The 8,299-nt window shown below is 76.1% G+C and carries 5 protein-coding genes, 1 tRNA gene and 1 pseudogene; 1 reads left to right on the top strand and 6 read right to left on the bottom strand.

What is annotated here, in order from left to right; translation table 11 throughout:
* From KSNIM_RS17775 to KSNIM_RS17750, 6 genes are all read right to left on the bottom strand, one after another.
* On the bottom strand, nt 1-660 hold a 660-nt coding region (locus KSNIM_RS17775), incomplete at its 3' end, for a PrsW family glutamic-type intramembrane protease (RefSeq protein WP_263104187.1).
* A gap of 140 nt (nt 661-800) precedes the next feature.
* Nucleotides 801-1,631, bottom strand: a complete 831-nt coding sequence (gene trmB / locus KSNIM_RS17770) for a tRNA (guanosine(46)-N7)-methyltransferase TrmB (RefSeq protein ID WP_263104186.1) — start codon at nt 1,629-1,631, stop codon at nt 801-803.
* A 50-nt stretch (nt 1,632-1,681) separates the two neighbouring features.
* Complete coding sequence (gene lhgO / locus KSNIM_RS17765) at nt 1,682-2,953, bottom strand: L-2-hydroxyglutarate oxidase (RefSeq protein WP_263104185.1); 1,272 nt, start codon at nt 2,951-2,953, stop codon at nt 1,682-1,684.
* A gap of 176 nt (nt 2,954-3,129) precedes the next feature.
* A complete protein-coding gene (locus KSNIM_RS17760; RefSeq protein ID WP_263104184.1) occupies nt 3,130-4,707 on the bottom strand; it encodes a TROVE domain-containing protein in 1,578 nt (525 codons plus the stop codon).
* Nucleotides 4,708-5,076: 369 nt separating this feature from the next.
* Nucleotides 5,077-5,138, bottom strand: a tRNA-Ser gene (locus KSNIM_RS17755).
* Between the two features lie 66 nt (nt 5,139-5,204).
* A complete protein-coding gene (locus KSNIM_RS17750; protein WP_263104183.1) occupies nt 5,205-6,626 on the bottom strand; it encodes an MFS transporter in 1,422 nt (473 codons plus the stop codon).
* A gap of 776 nt (nt 6,627-7,402) precedes the next feature.
* Between KSNIM_RS17750 and KSNIM_RS17745 the strand changes: the two are divergent.
* Nucleotides 7,403-8,299: pseudogene (locus KSNIM_RS17745) on the top strand (asparagine synthase); the annotation flags it as partial.

Below are 8,299 nucleotides of genomic sequence, written 5' to 3'. Positions count from 1 at the left end.
GGCCGGCACCGGCACGGGCGGGCCCGGGCCGTCCGGTGCGTCCGGGCCGGCCTCGGCCAGCAGTGCGCAGCGGTGGTCCTGCCGGCAGCTCGGCCGCCGGCGGACGGGCAGCAGCAGGAGGAGGATCGCCGCGCCCTTGCAGAGCTCCTCGATCAGCGGGGTGGCGACCTCGGCCCCGAGCGTCTCGCCGCGGCTGCTGCCCTGGTGGGCGACCAGGAAGTCACTGGCCCAGCCGTTGGCGAGCAGGGCCACCGTGGTGGCCGCACAGGCGCCCCAGGCCAGGCAGAACAGCGTGTGCCGCAGCGGGATGCGTGCGGTCTGGTTGAGCCAGGCCAGCGCGCCCAGCACGAAGGGCAGCGGCAGCAGGGCCAGCCCGAGCCCGACCAGCAGGCCCGTGGTGCCCGTCTGCCGCTGCACCAGGTGCAGGATCAGCACCCCGCTGCCGGCCAGTGCGAACGCGGCCAGCGAGGAGGACAGCGCCGGGTAGTGGAGCGAGCGGTGCAGGGCCTCCAGCCGGGCCCAGAGCGGCAGCAGGCGGCGGACCGCGCCGGCCCGGGGCCCCGGGATGGTCCGGGTGCCGGCGGGGGTCGCGGGCGGTTCGTCGGCGGCAGTGCGGGCCGTGGTGCGGGGGGACGGGCTGCCGCTGGGCGGACGGCTCACCCGGAAAGCGTAGGCGACGGCTCCGCCGCAGGGGGAGTCCCCGGAACGATCCGTGTGCCCATCATCACTTGGGGTGACGGGCCGTCAGCTCCCAGTGGCGAAGAGCCGCCACCGGGTTCGGCGGGAGTCCGCCGGTCGGATCAGCGGCGCCGGAAGAGCAGGTCGTGCACGATATGCCCCTTGGCCAGGCCGGCCCGTTCGAACTTGGTGAGCGGCCGCCAGTCCGGGCGCGGTGCGTAGCCGGGCACGCTCCCGGCCGGGCGCTGCTCGGGCTCCAGCCATCCGCTGCCGTCGCCCTCGGGGTGGAGGTTCTCCAGCTCGTCCGAGGCGGAGAGCACGTCCAGCATCTGCTCCGCGTAGTGCTCCCAGTCGGTGGCGCAGTGCACCAGCGCGCCGGGGGCGAGCTTGGGCAGCACCAGCTCCAGGAAGTGCGGCTGGATCAGGCGCCGCTTGTGGTGCTTGGGCTTCGGCCACGGGTCGGCGAAGTAGACCCGCAGACCGGCCAGCGAGGCGTCCGGCAGCATGTCGCGGAGCAGGATCACCGCGTCGCCGGCGGCGAGCCGCACGTTGCGGGAGCCGTCGCGCTCCAGCATCTGCAGCAGGTTGCCGTGGCCGGGCGTGTGGACGTCGGCGGCCAGAATGCCCGACGACGGGTCGGCGCCGGCCATCGCGGCGGTGGTCTCGCCCATGCCGAAACCGATCTCCAGGGTGACCGGGAGGTCGCCGAAGAGCGCGGGCAGGTCGAGCGGGGTGCCGTCGATCGCCAGGCCGTACTGCTCCCACAGCCGGTCCAGGGCGTCGGCCTGGGCGTTGGTCATCCGGCCGCGGCGCGGCTGGAAGCTGCGGATGCGCCGCTCCCGGTGCTGGGCCTCGGTGGCCTTGTGCGGGTACATCGGCGCCGGGTACGCGGCCGGGGCGGCGGAGAGCCGGGCGGACGGGGACAGCTCGGGGCTGGGGGCGGTGGCAGTCACAATCGCCCCAGTCTACGAGGGTCCGCCGGCGCCCCGGCGTGGCCCGCGTCTCATCGCACCGGCCCGCCCCGGTCCCTTCCGGGTGCCCCGCCGCCCGCCTCCAGCGCCGCGAGCGCCCGCCGGGCCACCTCGCGGCCGATCGGCAGCGAGGCGGTGGCGGCCGGCGAGGGCGCGTTCAGCACGTGGACGGTGCGCCGCGCCGACGCCGGGTCGTCCGGGTCGAACCCGGCGAAGGCGAAGTCGTCCAGCAGCGAGCCGTCCCGGGCCACCGCCTGGGCGCGCACCCCGGCCGCCGCCGGGACGAGGTCCTCGGCGCGGACGGCGGGCAGCAGCCGCTGCACCGCAGCGGTGAACGCCCGGCGGGACAGCGAGCGGTGCAGCTCGCCGAGTTCGTACCGCCAGTGCCGGCGGGCGATCCGCCAGGTGCCGGGGAAGGCCGCCGTCCCCGCGAGGTCGCGCAGCCGCACGGTGCGCCAGTCGTAGCCCTCCCGGGCCAGCGCGGGCACCGCGTTCGGGCCGACGTGCACGTCCCCGTGAACGCCCCGGGTGAGGTGCACGCCGAGGAACGGGAACGCCGGGTCCGGCACCGGGTAGACCAGGCCCCGGACGAGGCCCCGGCGGTGCTCGGCGAGCTCGTAGTACTCGCCGCGGAACGGGACGATCCGCACCCCCGGGTCGTCCCCGGCCAGCCGCGCCACCCGATCGCTGTGCAGGCCCGCGCAGTTCACCAGCACCCCGCAGCGCACCTCCCCCGCCGAGGTCTGCACGGTCACCCCGTCGGCCCGGCGGGCCACCGCACGCAGCTCCGTCCCGGTGTGCAGCACCGCGCCCTTCTGCCCGGCGAGCTCCGCGTACCGGCGGGCCACCGCCGGGAAGTCGCAGATGCCGGTCGTGCCGACGTGCAGCCCCGCCACCCCGCGCACCTCGGGCTCGTACCCGGCGATGCCCGCCGCGTCCAGCTCCGTCACCGGGATGCCGTTGGCACGGCCGCGCTCAGCCAGCGCGGCCAGCCGCGGCAGCTCCTCGGCCGAGGTGGCGACGATCAGCTTGCCGGTGACCTCGTACGGGATGCCCTGCTCGCGGCAGAACTCCACCATCTCGGCGGCGCCGCCCGTCGCGTACCGGGCCTTCAGCGAGCCCGGCCGGTAGTACACCCCGCTGTGGATCACCCCGCTGTTGCGGCCGGTCTGGTGCGCGGCGAGGCCCGGCTCCTTCTCCACCACCGCGACCTGCAGTCCGGGCTGCGCCCGGGTCAGCGCGTATGCCGTGGACAGGCCGACGATGCCGCCCCCCACCACCAGAACGTCGACGTCGTAGCGCACCTCGGCCCCTTCGATCGGCTGCCCCCGCCGCAGCGATCGTGCCACGACGGGGGCCCGCCGAGAAGGCGGCATCGGACCGCCTGGGCGCACCACCAGGGGCGCGCGGGGGCCAGCCGCCCAGGGGCGCGTGGTACCTCCCAGCCTTCGGCCGGAAGGTACCCCCACGCGCAGTTGCCCTATCGCTGCTCCCACGGCCAGTGGGCCTCGCGGCCGGCCTCCAGCAGCGGGATCAGGCGGAAGGCCGCGTCGGTCAGGCCGCCGAAGGTGTGTCGCCGGGCGCCGCCGGAGGGCGCGTGGCCCGCCCGGTAGCCGGCCAGGTTCCAGGTGTAGACCGGGACCTGCGCCGGGACCGCGGCGAGCGGGTCGCCCTGCCAACCGCCGTACGCCTGCTCGTCGGTGACGATCACCACCCGGTCGTGGCCGCGGTAGTGCTGCCGGACGGCCTTGCCGGTCTCGGTGCCGCCGAGGTCGGAGAAGCGGTCCAGCACCTTCAGCACCGCCTCGCCGCGCTGCAGCTTGATCCGGCGGCTGGTGGTGCCGAACTCGACGAGGTCGGCGTCGGCCGCGCGCAGCGCCAGCGCCGCGCCGAAGACCGCCGCCGAGTCCGCCCGGTTGAGCATGGTCTGCGCGCTCGGCCGGTCGAACATCGAGCCGGAGCGGTCGACCAGGACGAGCGTGCGGCCCGGCAGCACCGGGACGTTGGCGAGCGAGTGGCCGAGCGCCGTCTCCAGCGCATGGCCCCAGCGCAGCGAGGGCGCGTGCCGGTGCGCGGCGAGGTAGCGGAACGGGAACTGCTTGGACCGCTGCACCTCGCCCCGGTCGGAGATCCGCCGCGCGACCTGCTCGGCCACCGCGTCGGACACCCCGGCCTGGTCGAAGTTCCGCAGGTTGCGGACGAGTGCCATCGATCCCATCGACGGGATGATCGCCTCCCAGACCGCAGCGTCCAGCGGGCCCTGCAGCCAGCCGGCCAGCGCCTCCCAGGTCATGCCGGCCGCGGCCAGCCGCTCCGCGCCGCCGGGGCCGGTGACGACCGCGCGGCGCTGCTCGGCCGGCAGCGCGAGCAGGTCGCGGCTGGCGGTCAGCAGGGCGTCGCCGGTCGGCGGGACGGCCTCGTCCGGGCGGTGCCGGCGATCCAGTGCGTACTGGAACAGCGGGCCCTGCCACGGCTTGTCGGGGTGCGGCGCGGGGTGCGTCAGCTCCAGCACGTCGCCGAACCGGAAGCCCTTGGAGACGGTGTCGTACTTGAGCAGTGCGCGGCCGTTGTAGAGGCGGCGGGCGGCGTCGGCGACACCCCGCTTGAGCGGCTTCGGCAGCGCACGGCCGTACCGGGACGTCCAGTAGGCGAGCAGCTCACCGGGCTCGTCGGGGCGCTGCAGCACCGCGTCGACGGCCTGCCGGGAGTGTCCGGGCGCCTTGGCGTCGAGCCGGGCGCGGGTGAACTCGGCGGCGCCGACCAGCGAGGCGGTGCGCATCGCGGCGCCGGACCGCAGCCAGCGCAGCAGGCCGAGCGTCCACTCCGGGTCGCTCACCGCGAGGGAGCGGACCAGGGCGGTGTACCGGTCGTCACGGGCGCCGCCGCGCTCGTAGTAGGTGTCCTGGCCGACCAGGTTGGCGACGGCGAGGAGGAAGAGTTCGGACTTCTCGTCGCGCAGGTGGCCCGCACCGCCGGCGTGGTTGACGGTGCGCTGCCCGGTCGTGGTCACGGGCGAGGTCGGGCCGGTCTTCGGGCGGCGGATGTTGAAGCGAGACATGGTGGTTCCCCCTGCGGGGAGGCAGAACGAACCGGGGCGTCCGAGGTCGCGCCGGCCTCGTGGGCCGGCCGCGGCGGAGGTGACAGTCAGGTGCTCTGTCCGCTGAGCTACCGGCCGTGCTCGCGCACGGCCGTCCGGGACTCGAACCCGGAACCGCCTGATCCCAATGAAGTAACCCCCGCCTGCGCACCGGACGCCCCGGCGCGCTGCCTCCCGAGATCAAAAGTGGGTGCCGGCTCAATTCTTTGGAGGAAGTAACCGGTCCTGCGCACCGGGAGGTGGCAGTCGTATGCACGTGTGGGTGTCCAGAGAACCGAAGCGGCGGAGGTGACGTGTGCTGCTCTACCGACTGAGCTACACCGGCCCGGAAGCCGGCGGCGGGACTCGAACCCGCGACCTGCCCATTAACAGTGGAAGTAACCTCTGCCTGCGCACCTGGACGAGGACGACGTTAGCCACCCGGCGGCCCGGGGTGCATCCGAATATCCGCGGCGCCGTCAGGTCGAGGCGGCCAGCACCAGCCGCGCCCGCTCCGTCAGCTCCCGCACCCGGCGCTCGTCCTGGTACGGCTCCAGGCGGCGCAGCAGCTCCAGCACGTACTCCCGGCTGCGCTGCGAGGAGATCCGGCCGGCCACGTCCACCGCACGCTCCCCGGCCGCCACCGCGGCGTCCAGGTCGCCCGCCTCGGCCTCGGCCATCGCCGACACCACCAGCCGCAGCGCGTGCGAGCGCACGTAGCCCTCGGTCGGCCGGGCCAGCGCCTCCCGGGTGAACTGCCGCACCTTGGACGGCATCCCGAGGTCACGGAAGCACTCCGCGGCGTCCGCGGCCAGTCGGTCGTAGGTGTAGAAGTCGATCCAGGTCGGGTCGGCGTCGCCGGCCCGGGAGCGGTCCAGCGCCCCCTCCGCCGCGACCAGCGCCGTCGCGCACGCCGCCGCGTTGCCGGCTCTCGCCTGCGCCCGGGCCTCCACCAGGTGGAAGAAGCTCATGGTGCGGGCCGTGGCCAGTCCGCGGTTGCGCTCCAGAGCGGCCTGGGCGAGGTCCACGGCCTCCTCGGGGAAGTTCCGGTACACCGCCTGCAGGCTCATCGACGCCAGCACGTAGCCGCCGAGCGGCACGTCTCCGGCCGCCCGGGCGAGGCGCAGCGCCTGGATGTAGTACCGCTGCGCCGCCTCGTGCTGCCCGGTGTCGAAGGCCATCCACCCGGCCAGCCGGGTCAGTTCGGCCGTGGCACCGAACAGCGCCCGGCCGACCGCGTCGCTGTACGAGCCGAGCAGCAGCGGGGCCGCCTCCACCCGGAGGCACTCCGGCACCATCGACGAACGCCAGTCCCCGCCGCCGTACTTGGAGTCCCAGCGGCGGGCCTCCTGGGCGGCCTCGCGGAGCTTCGCGGCGTCCGAGTGGCCGACCCGCTGGCCGGAGCGGTCCGGCGCCGCGGCCTCCCGCGCGACCGAACCGTCCGCCGGGGTGATCAGCCAGCGGGAGACCGGTGTCGCGTACGCCGACACCGAGAAGGTGCCGGCCAGGCTGTCGCTCCACCGGCCGCCGCCGGGGCCCCTGCGCAGGTCCAGGTCGACCCGCCACAGCTCGGTCGCCGAGCGGACCGCCTCCGGCACCTCGCGCGGGAACTCCAGGCCGAGTTCGGGCGTGGGCTGGGTGTCGCCGAGGCCGATCTCCTCCAGCGGCACCGGGCGGCCCAGCTTGCTGCCGAGCGCGGTCGCGATCAGGTGCGGCACCGGCCGCTGCGGCACCATGCCCTTGGTGACCCACCGCGCCACCGAGGTCTTGTCGTAGCGCAGCGTCAGACCGCGCTGCGCGCCGAGGTCGTTGACCCGGCGGGCCAGTCCGGCGTTGCTGATCTGGGCGAGGGACAGGAGTGCGCCGAGCCGTTCGTTCGGCCCTCGTGAACTGGCGGTCATGGTGGCGGTGGCACCCCCTGGCGAGGTCCTGCGCGGAGGGTGGCGCGCGTATTGCGGCCACCCGCTGCACCTAGCGTAGTCGGACGGGTTCCGAGGGTTAAGAGGCCGCATTCCGGATGGCGGGATCGCGCGCACCAACGGCCTGTCGGCGACGGTCCGTCCGCCCCGGCCGCGGAACCCGCCGCTCCGCCGTGCTCCGGGGCGGACTCCCGTGCTCCGGTCCCGTGCCGATGTGCGCCCGCCCGTGCCCCCTGGCCGCAGCGGCAGGTGGGCGATTCGCTGGACCCCGTGGATCGGCCCGCCGTCGAGGACCCGGCGGGCCGGGGGAGACCGCTGCCGCATCCCCGCGGGCAGCGGTGGGTCCGGGAGGGCATGCGGATGCCCTCCCGGGCAGTGCGACGCCTTTCGGCCATTCGGCGATGTCCATGCCACGAGGCGCCAGGGGACGGCCCGGGCCACGGAGGGGGCGGCCCGGTCCCGCCCGCGGGGCACCCCGCCGCTCGGCCGGCCCGTCCGCCGGCCGAGCCGCGCCACCCCGCGGCCGTCGTCCCGTGTCACCGTCCTGCGGCAGCCGTCCTGCGCCTGCCCGACGCGCCCCCTGACCGCCCCGCCGTGCCGACGACGCGCCACCCGCCGCGACGTGCCGACGCGCGCCCGCCGTGATCCACTGCTGCAACTCGGGTCACACGCCGCACAACCGGTGGCACGATGTCTCCTGTGGCGCACCGCCCTTCCGGACACCCCGTGCGCCCGACCCCTCGTCAGGCGGAGGCGCGATGCGGTGGCTCACCGGCTGGAGCGGAGAGCCCCACGGCGCGGGCAGCCCCTCCCCGAACGGCGTCCGCCCGCTGGCCGGCACCGTGCTGTGGACGGGCCCCAACCCGCTCTGGGCGGTCGGCGACTGGCGGCCCGACGAGATCCGGCTCGTCATCCTGCGCCCCGGCGCCGACCCCGTGGTCACCTCGGGCCCGCCCCGCCCTGATCAGCCCGAACCCGAGGACACCCCCGCCACCACCCGGCTCGCCGTCCTCGGGCGCTGCGGCGCCACCGACGCCGAACTCGCCGCCGGCCTGGCCGCCGCCCGCGGCGGCGCCGTCCGCCACCTCACCGGCTGGCCCGGCAGCTACACCGCCGTCCTGCGCAGCGGCACCCGCTCCACCGTGCTGCTCACCGACCTCGCCGGTGCCCAGCCCGTCTTCCACACCCCCTGGCGGGGCGGCACCGCCTACGCCACCGCCGCCCTCCCGCTCGCCGACCTGATCGGCGCCCCGGTCGACACCGGCCACCTGGCCGCCCTGCTCGCCTGCCCCGAGTCCCCCGAGGCGCTCGGCCACGGCACCCCGTACGCCGGGGTGCTGCGGGTACCGCCCGGCCACTCCCTCGGCATCCGCGGCGGACGCCCCTACCTGGCCGGGTACGAGCCGGAGCCCGGGCCCGGCCGCCGCGAGGACGCCCCCGCCGTCCGTGAACTCACCCGCACGCTGCTGGAGGCCGTCCGCTGCCGGGTCCGCACCACCGCCGCCGGCGCCCCCGACCCGCAGGGCGACCCCGACCGGCCCCGGCTCGGCGTCGACCTCTCGTACGGCACCGCCTCCGCGACCGTCGCCCTGCTCGCCGCCGCCGTGCCGCTCGCCCAGGCCCCCGGCCGAGTGCCCGCCCGCACCCCCGCGGCC

This window comes from Kitasatospora sp. DSM 101779 (assembly GCF_025655475.1).
In the GTDB taxonomy this organism is placed as follows: Bacteria; Actinomycetota; Actinomycetes; order Streptomycetales; family Streptomycetaceae; genus Kitasatospora.
This window is presented reverse-complemented; position numbering and strand designations above follow the sequence as displayed.

Bases quoted from the DNA above. Each gene is read 5' to 3' on its own strand.
- KSNIM_RS17760 (WP_263104184.1), bottom strand. From the start codon at position 4,707: ATGTCTCGCTTCAACATCCGCCGCCCGAAGACCGGCCCGACCTCGCCC.
- KSNIM_RS17750 (WP_263104183.1), bottom strand. From the start codon at position 6,626: ATGACCGCCAGTTCACGAGGGCCGAACGAACGGCTCGGCGCACTCCTG.